Source organism: Streptomyces sp. NPDC007808 (assembly GCF_042868655.1).
Taxonomy (GTDB): Bacteria; Actinomycetota; Actinomycetes; order Streptomycetales; family Streptomycetaceae; genus Streptomyces.
Genome location: NZ_JBIAEQ010000013.1, coordinates 1 through 24346, shown reverse-complemented (window position 1 = coordinate 24346; position 24346 = coordinate 1). Strand labels below are relative to the sequence as shown.

Annotated in this window: 13 protein-coding genes and 5 pseudogenes; 7 read left to right on the top strand and 11 right to left on the bottom strand. The window is 66.7% G+C overall.

The window, feature by feature from the left end:
- Positions 1–44: 44 nt before the first annotated feature.
- Positions 45–1391 (bottom strand): annotated as a pseudogene (locus ACFYNL_RS38085) (NF041680 family putative transposase); the annotation flags it as partial.
- Positions 1392–1464: 73 nt separating this feature from the next.
- On the opposite strand from ACFYNL_RS38085, the gene ACFYNL_RS38080 reads away from it, so the two are divergent.
- The 3 genes from ACFYNL_RS38080 to ACFYNL_RS38070 all read left to right on the top strand — a co-directional run bounded on the left by ACFYNL_RS38080 (position 1465) and on the right by ACFYNL_RS38070 (position 3681).
- Positions 1465–2466 (top strand): helix-turn-helix domain-containing protein, encoded by a 1002-nt coding sequence (locus ACFYNL_RS38080; RefSeq protein ID WP_388812406.1) that lies wholly within the window; start codon positions 1465–1467, stop codon positions 2464–2466.
- 347 nt (positions 2467–2813) lie between these two features.
- Positions 2814–2948, top strand: a complete 135-nt coding sequence (locus ACFYNL_RS38075) for a hypothetical protein (RefSeq protein WP_388812404.1) — start codon at positions 2814–2816, stop codon at positions 2946–2948.
- A 388-nt stretch (positions 2949–3336) separates the two neighbouring features.
- On the top strand, positions 3337–3681 hold the full coding sequence (locus ACFYNL_RS38070; RefSeq protein ID WP_388812401.1) for a hypothetical protein: 345 nt from the start codon (positions 3337–3339) through the stop codon (positions 3679–3681).
- Between the two features lie 360 nt (positions 3682–4041).
- Here the strand turns inward: ACFYNL_RS38070 and ACFYNL_RS38065 are convergent, their stop codons facing one another.
- Positions 4042–4821, bottom strand: a complete 780-nt coding sequence (locus tag ACFYNL_RS38065) for an NAD(P)H-dependent oxidoreductase (RefSeq protein ID WP_388812399.1) — start codon at positions 4819–4821, stop codon at positions 4042–4044.
- A gap of 138 nt (positions 4822–4959) precedes the next feature.
- Between ACFYNL_RS38065 and ACFYNL_RS38060 the strand changes: the two genes are divergently transcribed.
- Positions 4960–5811 (top strand): helix-turn-helix transcriptional regulator, encoded by an 852-nt coding sequence (locus ACFYNL_RS38060; protein WP_388812396.1) that lies wholly within the window; start codon positions 4960–4962, stop codon positions 5809–5811.
- A gap of 844 nt (positions 5812–6655) precedes the next feature.
- Here ACFYNL_RS38060 and ACFYNL_RS38055 read toward each other — a convergent pair.
- The 7 genes and pseudogenes from ACFYNL_RS38055 to ACFYNL_RS38025 all read right to left on the bottom strand — a co-directional run.
- A pseudogene (locus ACFYNL_RS38055) lies at positions 6656–7451 on the bottom strand (IS5 family transposase); the annotation flags it as partial.
- Between the two features lie 570 nt (positions 7452–8021).
- A pseudogene (locus tag ACFYNL_RS38050) lies at positions 8022–8389 on the bottom strand (transposase); the annotation flags it as partial.
- 245 nt (positions 8390–8634) lie between these two features.
- Positions 8635–9384: a transposase family protein gene (locus ACFYNL_RS38045; protein WP_388812394.1), complete on the bottom strand. Its 750-nt coding sequence runs from the start codon at positions 9382–9384 to the stop codon at positions 8635–8637.
- A gap of 128 nt (positions 9385–9512) precedes the next feature.
- Positions 9513–11810 (bottom strand): hypothetical protein, encoded by a 2298-nt coding sequence (locus tag ACFYNL_RS38040; RefSeq protein ID WP_388812391.1) that lies wholly within the window; start codon positions 11808–11810, stop codon positions 9513–9515.
- A 461-nt stretch (positions 11811–12271) separates the two neighbouring features.
- Positions 12272–12496: a hypothetical protein gene (locus ACFYNL_RS38035; RefSeq protein ID WP_388812389.1), complete on the bottom strand. Its 225-nt coding sequence runs from the start codon at positions 12494–12496 to the stop codon at positions 12272–12274.
- Positions 12497–12739: 243 nt separating this feature from the next.
- Positions 12740–13204: pseudogene (locus ACFYNL_RS38030) on the bottom strand (IS5 family transposase); the annotation flags it as partial.
- Positions 13205–13268: 64 nt separating this feature from the next.
- On the bottom strand, positions 13269–14183 hold the full coding sequence (locus tag ACFYNL_RS38025; protein WP_388812552.1) for a transposase family protein: 915 nt from the start codon (positions 14181–14183) through the stop codon (positions 13269–13271).
- A gap of 460 nt (positions 14184–14643) precedes the next feature.
- Between ACFYNL_RS38025 and ACFYNL_RS38020 the strand changes: the two genes are divergently transcribed.
- Positions 14644–14949 (top strand): trypco2 family protein, encoded by a 306-nt coding sequence (locus ACFYNL_RS38020; protein ID WP_388812386.1) that lies wholly within the window; start codon positions 14644–14646, stop codon positions 14947–14949.
- Complete coding sequence (locus ACFYNL_RS38015) at positions 14942–20005, top strand: hypothetical protein (RefSeq protein ID WP_388812384.1); 5064 nt, start codon at positions 14942–14944, stop codon at positions 20003–20005. Before ACFYNL_RS38020 ends, ACFYNL_RS38015 begins: the two co-directional genes overlap by 8 nt.
- Positions 20006–20172: 167 nt before the next feature.
- Here the strand turns inward: ACFYNL_RS38015 and ACFYNL_RS38010 are convergent, their stop codons facing one another.
- Positions 20173–20745, bottom strand: coding sequence for an SNF2 helicase-associated domain-containing protein (locus ACFYNL_RS38010; protein ID WP_388812381.1), 573 nt, complete (start codon positions 20743–20745; stop codon positions 20173–20175).
- Here ACFYNL_RS38010 and ACFYNL_RS38005 point away from each other — a divergent pair.
- Positions 20699–23342 (top strand): annotated as a pseudogene (locus ACFYNL_RS38005) (Helicase associated domain protein). The gene ACFYNL_RS38010 and the pseudogene ACFYNL_RS38005 overlap by 47 nt on opposite strands.
- 96 nt (positions 23343–23438) lie before the next feature.
- On the opposite strand, the gene ACFYNL_RS38000 reads toward ACFYNL_RS38005, so the two are convergent.
- Entirely contained in the window at positions 23439–24209 is a 771-nt protein-coding gene (locus ACFYNL_RS38000; protein WP_388812378.1) for a transposase family protein, read from the bottom strand.
- Positions 24210–24346: the final 137 nt, after the last annotated feature.

Genomic DNA, 24346 nt, shown 5'->3' with positions numbered 1-24346 from the left:
GAACCAAGATCCACAGACCCCCCTCGAAGCCGTTTGCAGACACATCACCCACTGCTCACTGCCTCACTGTCAAGCCACAGACCGCTGGTGCGTCGGGGTTTCGTACCGACTTTGTGGTGAGCGGGTCGGCTGAATGCTTCGCCGGTGGCGAGGATTTTACCCACGTCGTGTCGGGTGGCCGGACGGCGGTTCTTCGAGCCCCGCGGCCTGCCTGGCCCGGGGCGGGAGGGTTTCGGTGCACCGGCCGGTGAGCCGGCCTTCGTGCACAGGTTCCTGAACCCTCTGCGGACGCGGGCGGGTGTCAGTTTGTTCGGCTCGGTCGGCTTCTCCCAGGGTCTGCGGAGGTCGGTGGCCAGGGGACGGGCGAGCCGGAGCTGGGCATAGGCAGCGATCACGAGCCACGTCCACCGGTCGGCCGCTTCCGAGCTGCGGAGCCGGGGCTTGGTCCACCCGAGGGTCGGCTTGAACAGGCGAAATGTGTGCTCGATGTCGAAGCGCCGCAGGAACGGGTGCCAGCAGCGGTCGACGTCCGCTTCGGTGGCGCCGGTGCCCGACCACCACAGCCAGACGGGCTTGTTGACCCCGCCGCTGGGCAGCTTCTCCACGACCAGCCGGATGACGGTGCCCTCAATGATGGGCAGCGGCCCGTCGTGGTCGAGCCAGGCCGCCCGGCGGGTCAGCCGCGGGTGCAGCCGGTCCCACGCCTGCGCGGTCGCCCTCCCATGGCGCCGGGTATCTGTGGCCGGCACGACCTCCTCGGTGCCCCAGGTTGTGTGGTCACCGAAGACGAACTCGCCGCCGTGCTTGGGCGGTCGGCCGCCCTTGGGGTTGGCCAGGTGCAATTCTTTGCGGGAAGGTGTCGTACGCCGCATCACGCGGTCCGAACGGAGTCGGCCGAGGATCTTGACGGGCAGGTCATCCAGCAGGTGGGCGATGCGCGGGATGTCATATCCGGCGTCCAGCACGACCAGGACCTCCGGGTCATCTGGCCGCCACTGACCGGCGGCGACGAGCCGCTCGACGACCTCGCGGATCTGTACTGTGGTCATCGCGGCGACGTCGGCGCCGGGCTCGAGGCGGACAGCGTCCAGCACCGCCGTCCAGGACGTGCGGCCGGTCTCCAGCGCGGCCACCACCGAGTACGGCCACCCGGGCACCATCTGATGCTTGCCCTCACCCCGGCCGAACGTGTGGCAAAACGCCCGGTCAGCACATGTGTTGCCGTCCGGTCGCAGCCACGGCGAGACATCCACCGCCAGCACGAGCCGACCGTCCGCCGCCCTCGGCAGCGGCACCCCGGCCAGGGCCCGACGCAGCCGGGCGACGTCGATCCGGCCCTGGTGGAGTCCGCCGTACAGAGCCCCGTGTCCACGGCGGTCATGTGACCGAAGTGCTGCTCGACGGCATGTACCTGTCCATGCCACGTTCGAAGCCGCAGGGGGAGTGGGCTACGGGGGGGTGGGAATGCTGGTGACAGAGTTCAGCACGGAGGTCGTGGCGGCGCCGGAGCGCTTCGCGCGGTTCGAGGAAGTCACAGCAGGGACGCACCTGCGTAATCGCCTGCGCAGCAACGACTGGAAGGATTTCCATGCCAAGGTGCGTGTCTTGGACCTGGGGGATTTACAAGTGTCCGCGCAGGCCTTCCCGCATCTGGAGGTCGCGCGGACAACGAAGATGATTCGCCAGTCCGACCCCGAGGTGTACATGATCAATTACATCCTCGATGGGGAGGGGGCCCTTTCCCAGGGCGGGAGTGAGACGAGGTTGCAAGCGGGCGACCTCACGATGCTGGACAGCAGTCATCCATTCGATGCCCACCGCCAGACTCTCCAGGACAGCTGGTCCCAACTGACGGTGCAGCTTCCTCACAAGCTGCTGCCGCTGCCGGAGAAGACAGTGCAGCGCGTGCTCGCGACTCCGCTCAGCGGGCGCAGCGGCATGGGCGGGGTATTAGCCCGCTGGCTGTCCGACCTCAACGCACGCGCTAGCGAGTTCACCCCGGATGACCTCTCCACCCTCACCTCGGTCACCCTGGACCTCCTGGCCTCCGTCATCGCTCGCTGCCTGGAGGCTGAGGAGGCGCTGACCCCGGAGGCCCGCCGGAGCGCCCTACGGGTCCGGATCAACGCGTTCGTCGAGCAGCACCTCGCCGACCCAACCATGACCCCCCAGACGATCGCGGACGCCCACCACATCTCCCTGCGCCATCTCCAGCAGTTGCTCGCCGAGAACGACACATCGCCAGCAGCCTGGATACGCCACCGGCGTCTGGAACGCTGCCGCCTGGACCTGGCCAGCCCGCGCCTGAACGCCCGTCCGATCCAGGCCATCGCCGCCCGATGGGGCTTCACCGACCCCGCCCACTTCAGCCGCCTGTTCCGGGCCGCCTTCGGGATAGCGCCGCGAGACTTCAGGAACCTGCAGGCCGAAGCATGCGCAAATCGTCAACAAGCCTGCGCTGGATGACAAGGCCAGCTGCTGTCCCGGTCGGCATCCTAGGTGCCGAAACCACACTAGACGGAGGGGAAATCCTGTTCCGAACTGCACCGGACAGGCCTCTCGCGGGCAAAGGAGAAAACGTGCCATTCCGCGCAAAGATCACTGCAGCTGCCATGAGTGTGGCCGCACTGACCATGGGCTTAGCCGCCGCGGCTCCTGCCGCTTCCGCAGCAGCGGACAAGAGTAGTTCCGGTCCCGCCAGCGACGTCTCTGCTGCCGCATGGACCCCCACCACCACACTGACCTATGCCCCGATCAGGGAGTGCTATGCGGCCTCGTGCGACGTGGTAACACGGACGAACGCTCAAGTCACGGTGTACTGGAGCCACTACGCATACAACCCCAGTTCCCACAACCGCTGGTACTACGTCAGGTACACGGCCGGCAACCCCTACCCCAAGGACTTCTACGGCTGGATCTACTGCGGCAACGTCACTGCTCCCTGCTGATCACCTCCGGCTGTGAAGGCGTCGCCCACAGTCGCAGCCCGCATCGACGCCAACCGGTAGATCGAGATACAGACGTACACCAGGACCGCACCAGCGATGATGCGCTGAACCCGAGCACGACAACGGTCTCCTTTGTCGGACGGTGGCGCCGAGGACGCTATCGCGGCCCACTGACACCGTGGCCTCGCCGAACATGAGGCAAGTAGTCCTCAGCGGCACGTGCCTCACATACCTGAAACACGGCCGTGCTTGTGCCCTATGGCAAGCGCCTGATGAGTTCGCCGTGATTGGCGCAGCCAGCACAACAGTCACAAGACGATCAGCGTCTGCGTCCAGCAGTCGTCACGGCCATCCCACCAATGAACTTTCGATCACTAAGGAGAGCACTGTGCGCACAAGACGATGGACCCTGGTCGGAGCCCTGGCGACAGCCGTTGCGCTGGCCGCACCCATGTCCTCTGCCACAGCTTCACCGTCCGCCGACTGTACGTCGGACTCCATCTTCGTGGACGGCGGGAAGGCCTACTATCAGGAATGCTTCGAAGGCGGGCGTCTCCGAGTCAAGGGATGGGTCGAGGACACCGATGCAGACGGGGCATGCGCCCGCCTGACCGTGAACATGGACAACGGCTACTTCAAGCAGTGGAAGGCGTGCCCTAAGGGCACTCGCACACCTGTGGACACCGGCTACCAGGTTGCGTTCTATGCCGATGTCCGGCTCGGCGTATGGTGATCACCGTTCCATCGGCGGACGTGGCCGGTTCGACGACATCCCTGACTGCGTGCGTGAGGGCATAAACAGCACTCGCCGGCGACTCGGCGTGCTGGGGCGACGGGACGCGCGAAGGAAGCGAACTGACCAGCCATCGGAGTGCGAAACGTTACGACCGTAACGTTTCGCACTCCGACGCCTTCACCGAGATTTTCCCACGCAGTGATCGACAACTGCTGCTGAGGCTTGTGTCCAGGGACGGAATCCGTCACGCCGGTCACCGAACCGAAGGCGCAGAGGTGCACGCCCCGTAGGAGGGCGGCGCAGCTCCGGCCTGCTCTCGAGTCCGCGCCTCAGCTTTTCCTGTTCCATCGCTGGCGGTCAGCCGCGCACGTGCAGCCCGAAACCCGTGCGCCCCGCAGGTTCCAGTCCTTCCTTCAGGTGCAGTGAGGGGATGTCGTAGTCGCCGAAGTTCTGCCGCCGGAACGCGATCGGCTCGGTCGACTCCAAGGTGAGCAGGCGCTGTTCCCAGGCCTTGGCGACGTTCGCATAGTCCTCGCCGGTCATCCGGTCGGCGCCGTACAGCACGAACGGCGGCAGTACCTCAATGCCCGGGTAGTAGAGGATGCCGTGCTGGATCGGGAACAGCAGATCGTCGATGGGTCCGTTGATCCCGCGAGCGGCGTAGTGCGACTCCGGGCCGCCGACGGTCACTGACAGCAGAGCCCTCCTGCCCGCGAGTGTGCCTTCCCCGAAGCGCTCGCCGTACTTGGTGTCGTTGTGCTCGCCGACGCCGTAAGCGAAGCGGTAGGTGAACACCCGGTCCACCCAGCCCTTGAGGATCGCGGGCATCGTGTACCACCACAGCGGGAACTGGAAGATGATCGTGTCGGCCCACAGCAGCTTCTCCTGCTCGTCGAGGACGTCCGCGGTGAGCGTCCCGGAGTCGAAGGCCCGGCCCGAGTCCAAAGCGACTTTCAGCGGACGTGAGGCCTCGGGGCCGTAGTCCGCGGCGTCGACGACCGCCTTCCAGTTCATCGCGTACAGATCGCTCACCCGTACCTCGTGCCCGGCGTCCAACAACGTGGACACCGTGAGGTCCTTCAGCGAGCCGTTGAGCGACTTCGGCTCTGGATGGGCGTAGACGATCAGCGTCTTCATGGGAACTCCTTCGGATCGGATGCCTCCGATCCTGGGCGCCGCGCCGCCCGGCGTTCAGGGGCTCCTCATCCATCGGATGGGACTTCCTGGTAACGGCAGGACCACCCTCACGGGCACAGCCGAGGCCATACTGGGCACATGGACGATCTTGCGGGCTTTCTGCGGACCCGGCGTTCCCGGGTCGACCCGGCGGCCGCCGGCATCCCCACCGACAGCCGCCGCCGGGTCGAAGGGCTGCGCCGCGAAGAGGTCGCGCACCTGTCCGGCGTCAGCGTCGACTACTACGTACGCCTGGAGCAGGGCCGCGCCACCCAGCCGTCCGAGCAGGTCCTCGACGCCCTCGCCCGCGTCCTCGGCCTCGACGAAACCGAACGCGGGCACCTCTACCGGCTCGCCCGGCAGCACCGCCACCGCGCGAAGGCACCGAGCGGGCGGGTCCGGCCGGAGCTGCTGCGGGTCCTGGACCTGGTAGCCGACGCCCCCGCGCTGATCATGAACCATCGGCTGGACGTACTCGCCGGGAACCGCCTGGCCGGACTCCTCTACGGCCGCCCGATGCCGGGCCTGAACACCGCCCGGCACATCTTCCTTGAGGAAGCCGAGCGCGGCCTGTATGCGGACTGGGAGAACTGCACCCTCGACGTGGTCGGGCACCTGCGCCTGGCCGCCGGCAAATACCCCGAGGATCCCCGCCTGGCCTCACTCATCGGCGAGCTGGCGATGGGCAGTGAACGCTTCCGCCGCCTCTGGGCCCGCGCGGACGTACGCGCCCGCACACATGGACGCAAGGCGTACCGGCACCCCCTGGTCGGACGGCTGGAACTGCACCAGGAGAACTTCGCGCTGCCGGACGAATCAGGCATCGAGCTACTGGTGCTGTCCGCGGCCCCCGGCAGCCCCGCCGAGGATGGGCTGCGCCTGCTCGCCGGCCTGGGCGCGGACACTGGTGACGACGCCCATTCCCCAGTGAACGCCCAGATCCGCGAGTAACCCAACGACGCCCCCACCGCCGGGAACACCCCAACACACCAGAAGCCGGGATGGTCCTGGCCGTTGTCATGTCTGCTGGACAGTTCGATTGCTCTGTGCGGCGGGGTGCCTCGCAAAGTGCCGTACTTCTGCTGTCTGTTCTCGTGGACAGAGCCAAGCTCACGCCCGGGCGGGTTCCCTTACAGGCGCGGCATCACAGGGAGGGTTGGAGCCTGGCAGCGAAATGTGTCCTGACTTCCGGGCAGCCGAAGCCGCAGGGCGAGCAGGAGCAGAGTCGCCACGGGGGACTGAACGAGCCTGCCCTGCACGTCAGCGCCCGCCTGCCCCCTCCACGAAGCGCAGACACCCAGACCGCACAGGGGAATCACTCTCCTCAGCGCGCCAGACGATCAGAACGTCACTTGTGGGCCCCTCAGGTCAGTCGCGGGATGTCGTGCCCGGCGTTCCAGTAGCAGCCACGCGGTGTCCCGGGCTGCGGTCGGGAGCGGGGAAGGCGCAGGCTGATGGCCATGACGAGGGCGCTGATCATCGGTGGGGAACCGCTGCTTGGGGGAGGCCGCCCGGTGATCGTGCGTTGTCAACGGATGCGGTCCATGTCCCCGGTCCGTGAGGCGGCGGCCTGTCAGGAATCGCGGTGCCGAGCCTCTCCCGTGAGATCGCACGGGCGGTGTCTGCGGTGGCGGAAGTGCGTCGAGTGTCCGTAAGTGCCTGTTTCTGAACCCGGAAGCGGCAGGTCGAAGGTCAGCGGCCCGAGGTGAAACAGGCACTGAGAAAAGCGCGGTCCCAAAGTGTGACCCGGGGCCGCTGGTGCAGCACTTAACGCCAACTCTTAGACGTCATCTCATTTGGTGAGTCTGCGATAGCAGATGAGCGGCAGGCGATGCTGGTAAAGGCCAGGAAGTGGTCGGCTTTGCGCTCGTAGCGGCGGTGCAGCCGGCGGCATCCGGCGAGCCAGGACATCGTGCGTTCTATGGTCCAGCGGTGGCGGCCCAGCCGGGTGGAGGACTCGATGCCCTTGCGGGCGATGCGGTGCTGAATGCCGCGCCCGCGTAACCATCGCCGCAGGTGGTCGTAGTCGTATCCCTTGTCGGCGTGGAGCTTTCCCGGTCTGCGCCGACGACGTCCGCGCCGGGAGCGGATCGGTGGTATCCCTTTCACCAGCGGGATCAGCGCCTGGCTGTCGTGCAGGTTCGCCCCAGAGATTCCGACGGACAGGGGCAGACCGGTCTGCTCGGTGAGCAGGTGGATCTTCGAGCCGTACTTGCCCCGATCGACAGGATTCGGGCCTGTCAGGTCCCCCTTTTCAGGGCCCGCATGTTCACCGAGTCGATCGCGCAGCGGGACCAGTCCAACTCGCCGCGGGAGCCGAGCTCATCGAGGACCAGGCGGTGGAGCCTGGCCCACACCCGGGCCTTCGTCCACTCGGCGAAGCGCCGGTGGGCCGTCGCTCCCGACGGCCCGAACGACGCGGACGGCAGCTGCTGCCACGTGCAGCCCGACGTGGCCACGAACACAATGGCGGCCAGCACCTCCCGGTCACCGTGCCGGCGTCGGCCGCCGCCCTGAGGCCGCGACGGAGCCTCCGGCACGACCCGCTGGAACAGATCCCACAACTCATCCGGCACCAGCCGCTCAACTATCGAAACCACGACCGACAGACTATCGATCCAAATGAGATGACGTCTTAGATGAGAGCGTCAGCAGCTCGTACACCCTTGCAGGCGTTCATCCGTACCGGGCGGGTGGAATGTCTTCGTCGGTGGCGACCGTTGCCGGCTGCAAAACTCCGATCATGGACAACACCAAAATCCAGCGTCCAGGTCCTGTTCGGAGCCCTCTCCCTCGCCGCCGCCCCCCTTGTGGGAGTGAGTCTGGGCCGCCCTGCACACGCGCAGGCCTTGTCTGCGGCCGCGCTCCCCGAGGTAGGGCAGTCTTTCACCGTGGACTTGACCGCCACGGGGGTACCTCTGCAGCTCGATCAAGGGCTGTACAAGCTGAATCTGAAGGGCAGGCGGACTGGTGTCACCGACCGCGCCGCTGGCCGGGAAACCGACCACGTCACCGATCAACCGGGCCGCGGCCCACCACGGACCGCCGACCGCCGGCATGCTGCAGCACGGACATGCCACAACTCCCCCGCCCGCAACGACCACGATGACGGCAGCGTGCAGGCCGACGCCGCCATCGCGCCCAAGCGGGCGGGTGCTGTCGGTGCCGGAGTACTGCCGCTGAACCCCGGCCGACCTCGTCGCCTTATTCAAGAAGCCCGTGTCGTCCACGACCAGGACGGCTTGGGGGTCGCCGAGGTTGTCGACCACGTACTGGCGCACGTCGTCGAGCACCTGTCGGCATCCCACTCGATCCGGTTCAGCATCCGGTGTATGCGGTCCGGTCCCACATGGCCGGCTTCCTCCGCCAGCGTCCAGCCGTTCTTCCGCTGCAGGGGAGCGATCAGCCCCCGCAAATAGGCAAGTGTCGACTCCCTCCGCTCCGACCTGCTGAAACGGTGCACGAACCGCTCATGCACTGCGTCTAGTTCACGCGCCCACAACCTGACATCAGCAAGGTCCCCACCCACAATCACATCACCGACCGACTTGGCCATGAGTCACGACAAGCACCGTTGCAGTACTAAGTCGTCGTCGGCGTCGTCCAGCCCTCCAGCCGCCCGACCCCGTTGAGCTACTGCGCCACCTCACTGCGCTGCTATGAACCGGCAGCGGCGTATGAGACGGCGGCCTCCGCTCCACCCACGGCCAAGGCCAGGAAGCCGCCGAACTCCGTGGCATCGCGCGGGTCAGGGGGACGGTCTACTGAGCTCTTTCAGCGTTGCCGCTCCAGCGTGAGGATGGCGGCGGCGATTGACGTCATTCGATTCGGGCTGCACCGGGACCTGCGGAAGATGCGCCAGGACTTCAGTCGTGCGACGCCACGCTCGACCGGTGTCCGTGGCGCCGAGAGCGCGCGGTTGACGGTTTGCTGGGTTGGTGTGAGGTCGCGGCCTGGCGGGCGTCTGAGGGGTGTCGTCACCCATGGGCCAGCTCCCATGTAGGCGCGGTCGGCGAGGACGGGGACGCCCTGGCGTTCGCAGGTCCGGATGATCCGGTGCGTGCGGGCCGCCGTCAGGTCGTGGGCACGGCCGGGCAGCGCGGGCGAGATCCATAACAGCCGCCCGGCTGGATCGGTCACCACCTGCACGTTCACCCCGTGTCGGCGGTGCTTGTGCGAGTAGTCGGCCCGGCTGTCGCCGACTCGGTCGCACTCCGCGAGAGTGCCGTCGATCAGGACGTAGCCAGGGTCGGTTTCGCGCAGAGCGCGCAGCAGGCCGGGTGCCCTGGCGGCGAGCATGCCGATGACGGCTGTGGTGTAGGCGTGGGCAGTGCCGACGGATATGCCGAAGCCGGCCGCGATCTGCGCGAGGGTGTCGTGTCTGCGCAGGTACACCAGGCCGACCAGGGCACGCTGGTGCGGCGGGAGCTTGCAGCGGCGGTCACCCTCGCGGGTGACGATGAGCATGGTGACCCACTCGACCAGGGCATGGGGCAGGTCGAGTGCGGCAGGATAGGGAACCATCGAGGCTCCTGTGCCAGCGAGTTGAGACGTCGAACACCTCCCTCAACGGCACCGGAGCCTCGTGCGTTGCGGATGCCGACGGCGTCACCCGATCAGTGGTCCCACTGAAAACGCTCACTGACCTTCATTCAGCTGTTGTACCGCCTCTGGTAGGCCGTTCCGATCCCGTAGACGAGAATGCCGCCCAGTACCCACCCCATCGCCATGAGAGCAGTGACAACCCAGCTGGTGGGCCCTTCGGGGACCCACAGGGTGCGCTGGCCGAAGGTCACCACGGGGAGCAGTAGGTCCAGCGTGTACAGGGCTGGCTGCAAGTGGTCGCTGGCTGCGCCCACGTTGTCACCATAAGCGGACACCAGCGCTGAACTAGGTCTGAGGTCGTCACGTCGGATCGAGAAGTAGAAGCAGCCGAAGACCTCTAGCAGAATTACGGCGTACAGAACACGCGCAGGGTGGTAACCATAGCCCACTGTGAGGCGTAGTAGCCACGACCAGATCTTCTCAAAAAGGTGGGGGCGTGGCCTCATTTTCTGGCCCGCGTATAGCACGTCCCGGGCGTAATCGTCGCGTCCGACGGCTTTGTATACGGAGGCAAGCTGCTGGTAGGGCTGGGCTGAGTAGCCACCCCGGTAGCGCAACCACTTGATCCGCGAGTCGAGGTCCGGGGAGTCGAAATTGGACAGCGACCCGTATGTAAATCCCGCGAGCATGGTGTTCTCCTCGGGCCAAAAGCTCGGATCATCTTTCAGGAATGCAACCTTGGCCTGGCGTAGATCGATGCGGCCAGCCACCGGTGTATCTGCTTTGAGGGCAAGGGTCCCTCCGACAGTCGTCCCTTCGAGGTTGAGAACTCCCACGCCGTCCTTTTCGCGGCTCAGGTTCGGCTTGATGATCTTCAGGTTTGAGCCGACGTTTGCAGCACGCATGCAGACCGAACCCTCTACCAGCAATCCTGGCTCGAATTCGACATCCTGTGCAGTCTTTACGCTATCGAGGACCAAAGCTTCTTCTTCGGCCGCGTAGACCTTGCCACCTACAGCAAGTGGACCGTCGACCCTAGCGCCAGACAGATCGACTTTCCCGTGGGCGAGGAAACCACCCTGGAGCAATAGGCTGGTGCGGGCTTCGATTTGACGAGCTGAGATAGCCACTCGGCCAGCGTTTTCAAACGACCCATTTGTCAAGACGGCCCGGCCGCCAATCTCTGCGCCGGTCAAATCCACCATGCCTGACGACTTGAATCCCTCACTGAGCAAAAGATCGCGGGTGATCTTCAATCCTTGAGCATTGAGTGACTCCTTGTTTGGCCTGGGATGTGTAATCGATCCGCCCTGACAGTCGAGGGTTCCGTTGATCACCGCGTCGGCCAGGATGACCGTCCCCTCTGCTCGGAAACCATTCCTGTTGGCTTCATGCTCAGACGGCTCCGTTCCTAGAATGACGCTGCGAACCTGGATCCCGCTGGCGTCGATCGCGGTATCAGAGGGATGTAGGAACTGGCCGCCACTGGCGTGGAAACGCCCGTTGATAGTCGCTCCGGCCAGGAAGACCATGCCTTCCGAGGTAAAGCCTCTCTCGCAGTGCACGTTCTGCTTCACCGTGATCCGAGCGAGGTCCAGGGCTGGATCTTTGCCGGGACGGTGGAGACTTGCACCATTCAAGGAAAGAGAGCCTCCGATCACTGCCCCGGTGAGATCCACTGAGCCGTCGACGGAAAGATCTTCAAACAGCGCGTCCGACTGTGTCTCCAGTTCGAGGCCCTTCAGAGCTCGGCGGCCACGGAAGCTCAGCGTGCCCTGACGCAAGTTGAGTTGACCGCCGATACGGGCCCCTTGAAGATTGACCTCGCCCGTGACGTTGATCCCCCTGAGGAGCATGTCCGATCCCACAATTACGGAGCTCAGCCCAAGAGTTACAGCGTGTGCTCGTTCCGTCCCCTGAATGGTGGCGTGTTTCATGTCCACCTGTCCCTCGATATGGGCGCCTGTTAGGGTGACGTAGGAGCAATTTGCTCCTACGAGGTTGAAGTTATTCGTTGTGTGAAGCTGGGCAGCATCAACCCCGGCTAGACAGCAATATTCCAGGTATACAGCCGGAGCCTTTACCTGTTCCAGAGTTACGACTTCTGCAGTATGACATCTGGTCAACTCTAGAGTCGCGTTTAGAGTGCAGGCTTCCAGGTCGAGCGGTCCGGAGATTTTGGCGCCCGTCAGGCGTAGGCGGGTGATCTTCTGGGTGAATTGAGGGCTCGTGAGCAAATACTTTACTGCGGCAGCCCGAACAGTGCGTTCCGCTGGCCAGCCCTCACCGCCTCTTGGGTCACCCTTGCCGAAATTTGTATCTAGCCCTTGAATCGCATTACGATAGAGTTGCCCTTCGGGACCATCCCATTCCGCCGGGTCGCTTGACAGATCTTCGATTGGCATTGGCTATCCTTACCCCTTCCCTTATACGACAATTTTGGTGATGAGTCGCCGCATCTTTCGCGGCAAAACGGGTGACGTGAGCGCTTGAGCACGCCGAGTCGGTTGCGCAGGACGCGGTTGTCATCGTGCGGGCCGGGTTGGGCGATATCATCGCCGAGCTCGCCATTTTGGCCGTGCAGCACCTGCCAGTTGCTGAGCACACACACGGGGTGCCGTCGGCCTTGTCGAAGACGATCGCGCCGAACGTGCCCGCCCGCGGCGGCACCGACCCAGCCAGACCGACACTTACACTGGGGTCGATTGGGTCTTTCCGGGCCTTACGGGGTGAACTCTCAGGCTCAGCCATTGTGCGATAATCCAGCTTATAGCTGCGCTCGATGACGTCCGTAGGCACCGCGACACCGTCGACAGTGATCGTTTCCGGGATCAGCGTTGCGCCCAGTGCTTCCTGCTTCTCAGGCTCAGCCTTGCTGGCCACCGTGAATTGCAGCACCACTTCCTGGGCGCGCCGACCACTGGTGATCTTGCGTCCGATACCGACTGAGGTGATATTCGGATCCGCCAGCAGCTTCTGGTCCGAGACGCCGGATATTGCACCGCAGGGCACCGATGAGCCTGTCCTCGAAGAAGGTGCCTTTGCGGCCCTTCGTCGACGACGAGGCTTTCTTCTTGGGCTTGGTGGCCATGACGAGTTCTCCCTTCGTCGCGGCGGCGTACGCCAAATACCGCATTCCAGGGCGACGACAAGGGTGGAGACCCACTGCAACAGCCGCCAGGTAGTTACGCATCGTATTCACTGCTGCACGATCTGCGATGCGAGAAGGTGCAGTTTGCCCTGCTGCAACCCTCGAACGGCGGAGCCTGGAACTCTGCCCTGGCGCCATGCGCATCAGAGGTGAGAACCGCCGTGCCCTGTCCGCTAACAACGGCTAACGCAATGAGCTGAGTTGTCGGTGAGCGATCAGGCAGCAGGCGAGTTTAAGGAACGCTTCGTGGATGTCCGCCCGCCGTTCCCACCGGATCCGCAGGCGTCGAAAGCCGTGCAACCACGCAAAACTCCGCTCGATCACCCAGTGATAGGTACCCAGCCCGGTGCCGTGTCGGGCGCCTCGGCGGGCGATGGCCGGCATGATGCCGCGGTTGCGGACCCGGTCGCGGTAGATGTCGTGGTCGCAGCCGCGGTCGGCGAACAGCGAGTCTGGCTTGCGGCGCGGACGGCCCACTCCGCCGCGGACTGGCGGGATCGCGTCGATCAAGGGCATGAGCTGGGTGATGTCGTTGCGGTTGCCGCCGGTCAGCAGGACCGCGAGCGGGGTGCCGTGTCCGTCGGTGATCAAGTGGTGCTTCGAGCCGGCCCGACCCCGGTCGACCGGCGATGGTCCCGTGTGGCTCCCCCCCATTTTACGAGTTGGTGCGTGATAGCGGGTGAGGCGTGTTTGGCCTGGTCGTGGCCTGTTCTCAGGCGTTAATGGTGCGGTCGGATACGAGGTTGGCGATGGCGCGGTAGGTGTCGGGCAGGCGGTCGCGTCGGTGGGTCCAGCGCGTCAGTTGCTTCCAGCGTTTGTGGTCGGCGAGGGCGTGTTCGACGCTGATGCGGTCGGAGGAATGTTCGTGGCGCTCGCGTTCCCATTGCTGGACTCGGCCGGGCAGTGCTCCCGGACGCGGCTTCCTTGGTGGTGTGAGCGCTTGCCCGCGGTGGTCGCGGCTCAGGCCGAGGTAGCCGTCGTCCAGGAGGACCTCCACGTCGGGGAAGTGCTGGAAGCAGACGACGATGCCCTCGTTGCGGGCGGCCGTGGCATCGTGCATACGACCAGGCCGCAGGGTGTCGGTCCATAACGTGCGGCCACGCCAGTCAGCGATGACGGTGGCCTTCATGGTGTTCATTTTCTTCTTCCCGGAAACGAACGCACGCCGTCCGCCACGGCCGGCCGGCGGACGGCCAACCTGGATCTCGGGGGCATCCAGCCGCAGCTCGATGTTCTCGGCCTGGGCATAGGCGAACACGTCCGCCATAGTCCGTAACCGCAGGCCGGGACGGTCGGGGACCGCGCACCCCCGCTCGGCCAGGAGCGTACGTATCTCTGCGATCGCACGGGTGACGGTGGAGCGGTCGACGCCAAACAGCAGCCCCAGGACCGAGTGCGGCAGGTCATGCCGCAGATGGATCAGCGTGGCCACCAGCCGGTCGACGAAGACCAGCTGGTGGCGGGCGCCGGCTCCCGCGGCCCGCTTCCTGGCTCCACCTCGTGCAGCCTGGCGACGACCCTCGACCCTGGCCTGCCACGGCACCGCCAACTCATCGACCAGACGCGCGAGATGACGCCGAGAGATCCCCGTGAACAGCCGATGCGCCAGCACCGCCCGATTGACCATGATCGCCACAGACGGATAATGCCACCGCCCACGCGCGATGCCCGCTTCGCTCCAGTAGGAGTGAGTTCCGTCGTGGGACGGATCGTGCCAGGGAGTGTTCTGGTGCCGCGCCGTAGCGGGGTGGCTGCGGATACCCCAAGGCTCCGAGCGGCTACACACACCGCGAGGACCAGGCGAAGGCGGGGCCAGCGGGGTGGCAGCGTTTGATGCCTGCGAGTAGTGGACCGCGCGCTCCCCGGCACATGCTGCTCGCAGACGAGCTGCAGTGATGCAAGGTCGCGCAAAGTATCACGCTCGGTGGGTCAGGCGGTTCGTGATGAGGAATGACGCGTCAACAAGTTCTCGCGAGTTGTAGGTTTCGGCTGCGGCTGGCGGGACCGGTCGGCAGACTGCTGCTCTGTCGACTGGGTGTCGATATGGGTCCGATGACCATCTGGGGGGCGAATTGACCGGTATCAGGTTGGCCGAGGCGATCGACAACTTGCGTAGGGAGCTCTACGCGGCTGAGAGCCAAGGGGCGCACGAGCAGTTCGCCTTTGAAGTCGAGGAAGCGCAGCTGGAGCTGATGCTTGAGCTCCGTGAGGAGGGAAGAGGCGGCGGGAAGCTGCAGTTCGGTGTGGCGACCATCGACGCCAACGACGCGGTCGCCTCAGCACGCACCCACAAACTCGTGCTGAAGCTGAAGGTCAAGGACCGTGCCAGGGCAGGACAGCAGGTCGTCGTGAACGACGAGGAGCAAGGCATTCCCTGGGACGAGGATGACTGAGGCACACGTCCAGCGTCTGGCGGACGTTCGGTGCGGCGGCGACGAGGGATGGGTATCGTCCGGATCGGGCTATCTCATTACGCACGGCCTTGTCCTGACGGCTCGCCACGTCGTGTTCAAGAAGGCGGCCGTGGATGAGCTGTGGCCGGTGATCAGAGTCAAAGTGGGCCACCCACGGTACGGACGAAGCGCGTGGATCGATGCCTCGGTGTGCTGGCTCGGCGCCGGTGGACTGGACGTGGCACTGCTGGAGCTGAGCAAACCAGTGCAGGCCACGGGCCTCGTCCGCTGGGGGCGCCCCGGTGGTGTCGACCCCATCCGGTACAACGGGGTCGGATTTCCCAGACACAGCAAGGGAGCGAACAGCGAACGAGTTGTGGAGCAGCTCGGAGGTTTGCTGCAGCCACTCGCTGGCGGCTCCCGGGACAACGACCTGTACGTGCTGGACCAGAGCGCAAGCCCGGAGCGCCGCCCCGATGGCACACAAGCGTGGGCCGGCGTGTCCGGTGCGGCGGTCTTCTGCCGGGATCTCCTCGTCGGAGTAACGGTTGTCAACAACGAGGCGCACAAGAACCGGCGCCTGCACGCCGTGCCTGTTCATGCTTTCGTCTCCGACTCCGACTTCACTGTGCACCTCCGCCGTCATGGGGCCAGCACGCCCGTGCTCGTGCCGGTGGATGCGCGTCCACCGGTTCCCGTATCGGGATACCGGCTGGAGGTGAGACAGCAGTTCGCCGCGCAGGACTTCAAGGGCCGCGATGCTGAGATGGCACGGATGGCTGACTTCTGCACCGCAGCAGACCCGGGCGGCTCGCAATACTGGCGGTGGGTGGCGCCGGCCTGGTCGGGCAAGACAACCCTGATGGCCCAGTTCTACCTGGATCCGCCGCGGGATGTCGACGCGCTGGCCTTCTTCATCACCCGCCGGCAGCTCGGCCGCTCTGACCAGACCGCTTTCTTGGCTTCTCTACAGGGCCAGTTGCGTGAATACCTGCACGACCCCAACCTCGTGTGCGCGTCCGAGGGACATTTCCTGCATGCCCTGGAGCGCGCCACGGAACAGGCCAGACAGGCTGGCCGACATCTGGCGCTGCTGGTGGACGGGCTGGACGAGGACACCGGCGTACTGGACGGCAGCAGTGGGCACAGCATCGCCGCATTGCTGCCGCGCCACCCGCCGAGCGGGCTGTCGGTGGTGATCGCGGGGCGCCCGGACCCACCGGTTCCCAGCGACGTTCCCGACCCTCATCCGCTGCGCGACCCAGCCATCGAGCACGGGCTCGACGTCTCACCGGCCGCTCGAGTAGCTCAGCAGGTGGCCGAGCGAGATCTGAAGGTGCTGTGGGAGGGGCCCTGGCTGGGGAGGGAACTGGCGTGTCTCACCGCGGCCGCCGGAGGCGGGCTCAGCGCAGCCGATATGGCGCACATGGCCCGCAAGGCCGGCGGTGAGGGCGACGACCGTCCACCATGGGCGGCGTGGGAGATCGAGGAGCTCCTCGGTGGGAACGCGGGCCGCTCCTTCCAGCGACGTCCTGGGGAGTGGACGGTCACGGAGACGGGGTCTCAGGCGCTGTTCTCGCTCGGTCATGACGTGCTGCACCACAGGGTGCTTACCAGAATGTCCGCCACCCTGGACGAATACCGGGGCCGAGTACACGCTTACGCCGAGACCTGGCGCCGGGACCGGTGGCCGGATGACACGCCCGAGTACTTCCTCATCGGCTATCCGGTGCTGCTGCGCCAGCTGGGCGATGCCGAGCGTCTGACCGCACTGGCCACCGACCCCGACCGCCACGAGTGCCTGTGGCGGATCACCGGCTCCGAGGTCCAGGCACTGTCCGAGATCAAGGATGCCTTCCGGCTTCACCTGGAGTCCCCCGAACCCGACCTGCGCGCGTGCATACAGCTGGCCCACCACCGGGACGCCCTCATCGGGCTCGGCGGCCGGACCACTGACGCGATGGTGATGACCTGGGCCCGGCTAGGCCGGGTCCGCCGGGCCATCTCCCTCCTCGACTCGGGGAACGATGCCGCGCGGCTCGTCGAGCTGCTGCCTGGCATCCTAGACCTGGACTCCCAGCAGGACACCATCGCCTTCGCAACGGAGGTCGCCCGAAATATCACCGACCCCGAAGCGCGGATCAAGGCTCTGCTCGGCCCAGTCCGTGCGCTGGCGTGCACTGGACGAGTCGAGGCGGCCGTCCGGCTCGCCCAGGAAGCCGCTGACCTGGCCTTGACGATCGCCAAGCCGGCCACATTCCCACATCCTGTCTCACGTGTGGTGCTGGAACTGACGCAACTCGGCCTCGCCGACCACGCCGTCACTCTCGTTCGCACCATGCCGCACGGCCGGCTCACGGGAAATGTGCTCCAGGACATCGTGCGGTTGCTGGCGCAAGCCGATCGGACCGACGATGCCGAGGCGTTCGCGCGCACGATCAGTGATCCCACGCAGCTCATCGGCGCCCTGATTCATCTGGGGCGGCCGCTGGCCGACGCCGGCCGTATCCAGGACGCGCTCGAACTCGCGGACGAAATCGTCCGCCTGGCTCGCAGCCTCAAGGAGGGAGTTCGGGACCAGGCCGTCACGGAGGCCGCGAGACTGCTGACACGGGCCGGCCGGGCGGATGACGCCATCGCCCTTGCCAAGGACATCTCCCATGTGGGCCGACAGGGCAACATCCTGGAGGCGATCACCGCAGTGCTGGTCGAGACCGGCCGCGTGGACCGTGCCCGCGCCCTCGCCCAGACGATCCGCCCATGGGAGAGGCGTCGCTCGGCCTTGGCGTGCGTTGCCGGCGCGCTGATGCAAGCTGGCCGTCTCGCGGAAACCACCCGCCTCGCCCACAAGATCGCTGATCTCTCCGGACGCCTGACCCACCAGCGCAAGGCCGAGGCCCTGAGGTCCGCGTCGCGGCTACTGGCACAGACGGGCAGAGTCGAAGACGCCCTCCTCTACGCCCGCAGCATCGATCTCCCTGACCGGCAGGTCGTAGCCCTCATCGACGTCCTGCGGGCGCTCGCCAACGCGGGCCGCGCCGACAAGGCCGTGGACCTCGCCCGGGAGATCGCCGGCCTCCTTCCGGACCTCAGCACCGTCGATCGCAGGGCCGCGACACTGACGAATGTCCTGGGGGCCCTGGCCGAACTCGGGCGCATGGAGGAAACGCTCGCTCTCGCCCGCGACAAAGCCCCCATGGCGATCCAGGCGCGCGTCCTCACGGCCGTCGCGCAGGCGTGCGCCGCGGATCCGGGCCGCGCGGACCAGGCGGTCGTGCTAGCGCATGCGATCGACAACCCCGATAGGCGGGGTGAAGCCCTCGCGCTCGTAGCGGAAGTGCTGGCTCAGGCCGGCCACGCGGACGGAGCTGCCGATCTAGTCACCGACGCTTTGCCGATGATACGTGCCATGAACAACCCGGAGCGGCGGGCCGCTGCCTTGGCAGACGTCGCATGGACGCTGTCTCGAACCGGCCGCTCGGACTCCGCAGCCGCGCTGGTTTACGAGGCCATGGCACTGGCCCGGCATGCAGACAGCCACCACCTCCGGGGTGAGGCCCAGGCGGCCGTCGTACGGGCACTCGTCGACGCAGGTCAGACCGGCGTCGCCGCCCGCATCGCCCGGATGATCGAACAGCCCGGCCACAGGGCAATGGCCCTGATTGTCGTGACCGGAGCGCTGGCAAGCAGCGGCCGCCCGGAGGAGGCTGTGGAACTGGCTCAAACGATCGAGGAACGCTCCCGTCGGGGCCAGGCCCTCGGGGCCATCGTGAAGACGCTGGCCGAATCCGGCCGCTTGGGCGACGCGCGCGTCCTCGCTGAGATGATCGACGACCCCGATACAGGGGCTGCGGCCCGAACGTTGGTGGTGGGCGCGCTGACCGAGAGCGACCGGGTGGAGCAGGCCATGGAGCTGGCGCACACGATCGCTCGGCCCGAACGGCGGGCCGACGCGCTCGGGGTCGTCGCCCGGACTCTGGCGGAGGCCGGCCGCGCCGACGAGGCGGTCGCTCTTGTGCAGGGTGTCACTGGCGCCGTGTCACGTTCCCGTTTCGCGATCGGAGCCGTACGCGCCATGGCCCAGGCCGGGCGTCCCGACCAGGTCCGACAGCTCCTGGGCTGCATTGAGGGCCGCGACCAGCGGGACCGTGCCCTGTACGGTCTGGTGCGGACGCTGGCCGACACAGGCCGAATCGACGACTCCCTCAGCGAACTGCGGAACATGCCCGAGTCCGAGTACCGGGACGCAGTGCAACTCTACGTTGTACGGTCACTCGTACGACATCGTGGCGCGGATGCCGCTATGGACCACCTCCGCACCATCCCTCATCCCAAAGTGCGCTGTCCCGCCACGATCAGCGTCGTCCGGAAACTGGCACGGGAGGGCCGGACTGACGAGGCGCTGACTCTGGCGCGGAAGATCTCGTACTCGGACCGCCAGGCACAGGCACTTGCCGCGGTGATGCACGTTCTCGCCGAGCAGGAACGCGTAACAGAGGCAATGGAACTGGCGCGGAGGATGACGCGCACCGACCGTCAGTCGCAGGAACTCGTCGGCGTGGTGCGCACCTGGGCAGAGGAAGGACGTACGGACGACGCACTCGAGTTGGCGCATACCATCACGCACGCTCACCATCACGCGCAGGCTCTCGCCGCCGTGATCCCGGCGTTGGTTCGGGCCGGGCGCGCGGATGACGCCCTCGTGCTCGCCGAGGAGACCGCGACCGCCGCTCGTGCAGTCACCGATCCGGCAGACTGTGCCCGAGTACTCCTCGACACCGCGCTCGCCATGGCCGGAGCAGACCACACAGACAGTGACACACGGCTGGCTTCGCAACACTGCGCCGAAGCCCGCACCCTCATTGCGGAGGCGTTGAGCACGGGCCCCTGGGGGGCGGCCATCGAGGCGATCGCCGTCTTCGCCCCGGAGATTCTGGGCGACCTGGTCGGTCTGGTCACGGCGTCAGCTGATTCACAAAGCGGCTATGCGCCGCACGGGCAACGTGACAGCGGCCCTTCGCCGTCTCATCCAGCTGACGCCGATCAATGCAGGTGAACATCCTGAGCTTGCCTTTTAACCCGCTGCGTCCGGTCGTCAGAGGTCAGAGTGTCGGTGAGCGGTGATACCTGTAGGGCGTGGAAGATGCGATTTCGGGTGCGATACCCCTCCTGCGTGAAGCCTTTCCGGTAGAGGTCCGGCACTGCCCTTTGGGCCGGGAGGCGCTACGGGCATGGGAGCGCAGGCACGGCGTGGTGTTGCCTGAGCCGTAATCGCACCTTCGTGGCTGAGATCGCGAACGGTACTGACCTCGGTCCGCCTGATGAGGGTGGTCTGCTGCCCGTGGGAGAGAAGCCGGCCAGCTGGGCCGTCTGGGAAGCCCGGACACCGCTGTCGTCCGCTACCACGGCACAACCCGGATAGTCAACTCGCTCAGCACCATGCCGTTCTACGACACGCCCCAGTATCCGGCCAATGAGGTGAAGCGCGCGCATGTGATCGCCTCGCTGAGAACTGGCGTCCAGTTCTTCTTCGAGTACCTCCCTCGTCACCGATCCGCTCGACCACACCACGAGCAGCCAACGGCCGCGCATGCCGATCAGCGGCCAGGCGACGTCGGCGAGGACGGTCATCTCGTCCTCGGTCAGCGGATCGCCGTCGAGGCTGATGTGCCAGCGGCAGTCCACGAGACGGTTCAGAGCCAGGAAGGCGCTGCCGGGGATGAACTCGTCGGCGCCGCCGCGGCTGCCGATGACGGCGGTTGCGGTGAGGATCGACCAGAAATCGGCTTTCCGCAAGTGGGTGGGATTCCCTGCAAGATCCTCCGTGCCCCCGGAGGGTGCGCGGGGCACGATCGTGTCAGCGACCGGCTCAGGCAAGACGATCACGGCAGCCGCGTCCGCGCTGGAGTACTTCCCGGGCGGCCGAATCCTCGTGACCGTGCCGACCCTGGACCTGCTCGTGCAGACCGTCCAGGCGTGGCACCTGGTGGGCCACCGCGCCCCGATGGTCGCGGTGTGCTCGCTGGAGAACGACCCGGTACTGAACGAACTGGACGTGCGCACCACCACCAACCCCATCCAACTCGCCCTGTGGGCCGGGTCCGGGCCCGTGGTCGTGTGCGCCACGTACGCCTCTCTCGTGGACCGCGAGGACATCGACGACCCCATCGGGCCAGCAGAAGGTCCGCGGACCGTTGGAGGCCGCCCTGGCGGGCGGAGAGCGGCTCTACGGCCAGCAGTTGGCAGGCTTCGACCTCGCGATCGTGGATGAGGCCCACGGAACCGCCGGTGATCTCGGGCGGCCGTGGGCCCGCGATCCACGACAACCAGCGGATCCCGGCGGACTTCCGGCTGTACCTGACCGCGACGCCGCGCATCCTGGCCTCGCCCCGCCCGCAGAAGGGCGCGGAGGGCCAAGAGCTGGAGATCGCGTCGATGGGCCAGGACTCACCAGACCTACGGGCCGTGGCTGGCCGAGCTCGGGCTCTCAGGGCCGATCGAGCGGGGCATCCTCGCCGGGTTCGAGATCGACGTGCTGGAGATCCGCGACCCCTCCCCGGTCCTGGGCGAGTCGGAGGAAGCGCAGCGGGGCCGGCGCCTGGCCTTGCTGCAGACCGCGCTCCTGGAGCACGCCGCCGCGTACAACTTGCGTACGGTCATGACCTTCCACCAGAAGGTGGAGGAGGCGATGGCCTTCGCGGAGAAGCTGCCGGAGATCGCAGCGGACATGTACGTCAACGACGCCTCCGAGGAGGACCTGGCGCAGGCGGAGAAGCTGCCGACGTCGTTGATCGACGCGGAGTTCTACGAGCTGGAGGCCGGCCGCCACGTCCAGCCGGACCGAGTGTGGTCGGCGTGGCTGTGCGGCGACCACCTCGTGTCCGAGCGGCGCGAGGTCCTGCGCCAGTTCGCAAACGGCATCGACGCCAACAACCGGCGCGTACACAGGGCGTTCCTCGCGAGCGTTCGCGTCCTCGGGGAAGGCGTGGACATCACCGGCGAACGGGGCGTGGAGGCCATCTGCTTCGCCGACACCCGCGGCTCCCAGGTCGAGATCGTGCAGAACATCGGCCGCGCGCTCAGGCTCAACCGGGACGGCAGCACCAAGGTGGCGAGGATCATCGTGCCCGTGTTCCTGGAGCCCGTTGAGAACCCGCAGGACATGGTCGCCTCCGCCTCATTCCGCCCCCTCGTAGCCGTCCTCCAAGGCCTGCGCAGCCACGATGAGCGCCTGGTCGAGCAGCTCGCCTCCCGCGCCCTCACCAGCGGCAAGCGCAAGGTCCACGTCCGGCGCGACGAAGAGGGGCAGATTGTCGAGGCCGACGGCAAGGACGAGGAGCACGACGAGGGCGCGGACGCCGCTGCCGAGTCCTCGCTGCTCCACTTCTCCAGCCCGCGCGACGCCACCACGATCGCCGCGTTCCTGCGCACGCGGGTGTACCGGCCGGAGTCCCTGGTCTGGCTGGAGGGCTACCAGGCCCTGCTCCACTGGCGGAAGGAGAACGAGATCACCGGCCTCTACGCCGTCCCCTACGACACCGAGGTCGAAGTCGGCGTGACAAAGTCGTTTCCCCTTGGGAGGTGGGTCCACCGGCAGCGGAAGGCACTGCGGGCCGGGGAGCTGGAGCCGCACCGCAAGGAATTGCTGGACGCGCCCGAGGCCGGGATGGTGTGGGAGCCCGGCGAGGAAGCCTGGGAGAACAAGCTCGCCGCGCTGCGCTCGTACCGACGGGCCACGGGGCACCTCGCTCCGCGTCAGGACGCGGTCTGGGGCGAAGGCGAGGCGATGGTGCCGGTGGGCCAGCACATGGCCAACCTCCGCCGGAAGGGCGGCCTCGGGAAGGACACGGAGCGGGCAGCGGAGCGCGCGAAGTATCTGGCCGCGATCGACCCGGACTGGAACTGCCCCTGGCCACTGGACTGGCAACGCCACTACCGCGTCCTCGCGGACCTGGTCGACGCCGACGGCAGCCTGCCCGACATCGCACCCGGGGTGCTGACGGACGGCGATGACATCGGACGGTGGCTTCAGCGACAGACACAGCCGGGCACCTGGGCGCAGCTGTCGACCGAGCAGCAGGAGCGGCTGTCCAGGCTGGGCGTGAAGCCGCTTGAGGCGCCGTCTCCGGCCCCGGCGGCAACGCGTGCGATAAGGGCCTGAGCAAGCCGCAGCAGGCCTTCCAGCGGGGCCTGGCGCCCTCGCGCAGTGGGTGGAACGGAAGGGCCAGCGGCCGGTGCCGAGGGGCCACAGCGAAGAGATCGTGGTCGACGGCGAGGCGGAGCCGGTGGCTGTGAAACTGGGCGTGCGGACATCGAACACCCGCGCGAGGCGGGACAAGCTCACCCAGGACCAGCTCGACGCACTACGGGAACTGGGCGTGCAGTGGGCATGACGCTGGCACTGCCCGACCATTGAGCCGGAGCGCGCCTAAAGGGTGCTGCAGAAGGCCGTGTTTCCGCAGGTCGGAGCGGTGTTTGGGTGCGTGGGGTCATGCGGCGAGGGCGAGGTTGTGCATGCGGGCGACGGCCTGGACGGCGTGGTGGAGGCCGTCGCCGCGCTGCCGGCAGTCGCGGAGGATCTTGTAGTTCTTCATGCGGGAGAAGGTGTGCTCGACGCGGGCGCGGACCTTGCGGTGGGCGACGTTGTCTTCTTCCTCGCCCTTCAGCAGGGGCCGTCCGGGGCGTTTGCGGTGCGGGACGATCAGGCCGGTGTTGATATAGGCGCCGTCGCCGAGGACGGTCATGCCCTGACAGTGCTCCGCGAGCCCGGAGTCCCGCCAGGCTTTCGCGTCCGCGGTCGTGCCGGGCACCGGACGGGCAGCAGCCACCACCAAGCGGGTCTCGGCGTCCACGATGACCTGCACGTTTGCCGAGAACCGGTAGTTACGCGAGGACGCACCGATCTTGCGGTCGCGGACCGGGACGAGGGTGCCGTCCACGATCCACAGCCGATCGACGGTGTCCTGGGAGGTTCGGGCCGGCTCAAGGGCGAGCAGCGGGCCGAGTCGCTGGATCACCCGGCACACGGTCGCCGGTGACACCCCGAACAGTGGGGCGAGCTGCCTCATGGTGAGGTTCGTGCGGTAGTACACGGCCACCAACAGCACCCGCTCGGCCAGCGGCAGCCGCCACGGACGGCCCCATCCGCAACCCTCGCCGCCGCGTTCCCGGACCGCCCTCAGCAGCCGCCGGAACTGATCCTCCCGCAGCCCGGTGAACGTCTCCACCCACACCCGATCAGCCCTCAACACCCCGCCCATACAACGGAGATGCCCTGTTCACGGCCTTCTGCAACACCCTTTACGACCTCGTGCATGGTTGGCCGTGGCTCGGCGCGGGAGTGGCTCGTTGAACCGAGCATGGTGGGGGCTGGGGCGCGTGAGTTGATCGTGGCGGA

Coding starts and splice junctions, on each gene's coding strand:
- ACFYNL_RS38035 (WP_388812389.1), bottom strand. CDS start 12,496: ATGGCCACCAAGCCCAAGAAGAAAGCCTCGTCGTCGACGAAGGGCCGC.
- ACFYNL_RS38045 (WP_388812394.1), bottom strand. CDS start 9,384: ATGGTTCCCTATCCTGCCGCACTCGACCTGCCCCATGCCCTGGTCGAG.
- ACFYNL_RS38015 (WP_388812384.1), top strand. CDS start 14,942: ATGACTGAGGCACACGTCCAGCGTCTGGCGGACGTTCGGTGCGGCGGC.
- ACFYNL_RS38040 (WP_388812391.1), bottom strand. CDS start 11,810: ATGCCAATCGAAGATCTGTCAAGCGACCCGGCGGAATGGGATGGTCCC.
- ACFYNL_RS38065 (WP_388812399.1), bottom strand. CDS start 4,821: ATGAAGACGCTGATCGTCTACGCCCATCCAGAGCCGAAGTCGCTCAAC.
- ACFYNL_RS38000 (WP_388812378.1), bottom strand. CDS start 24,209: ATGGGCGGGGTGTTGAGGGCTGATCGGGTGTGGGTGGAGACGTTCACC.
- ACFYNL_RS38080 (WP_388812406.1), top strand. CDS start 1,465: ATGCTGGTGACAGAGTTCAGCACGGAGGTCGTGGCGGCGCCGGAGCGC.
- ACFYNL_RS38060 (WP_388812396.1), top strand. CDS start 4,960: ATGGACGATCTTGCGGGCTTTCTGCGGACCCGGCGTTCCCGGGTCGAC.
- ACFYNL_RS38025 (WP_388812552.1), bottom strand. CDS start 14,183: ATGGTCAATCGGGCGGTGCTGGCGCATCGGCTGTTCACGGGGATCTCT.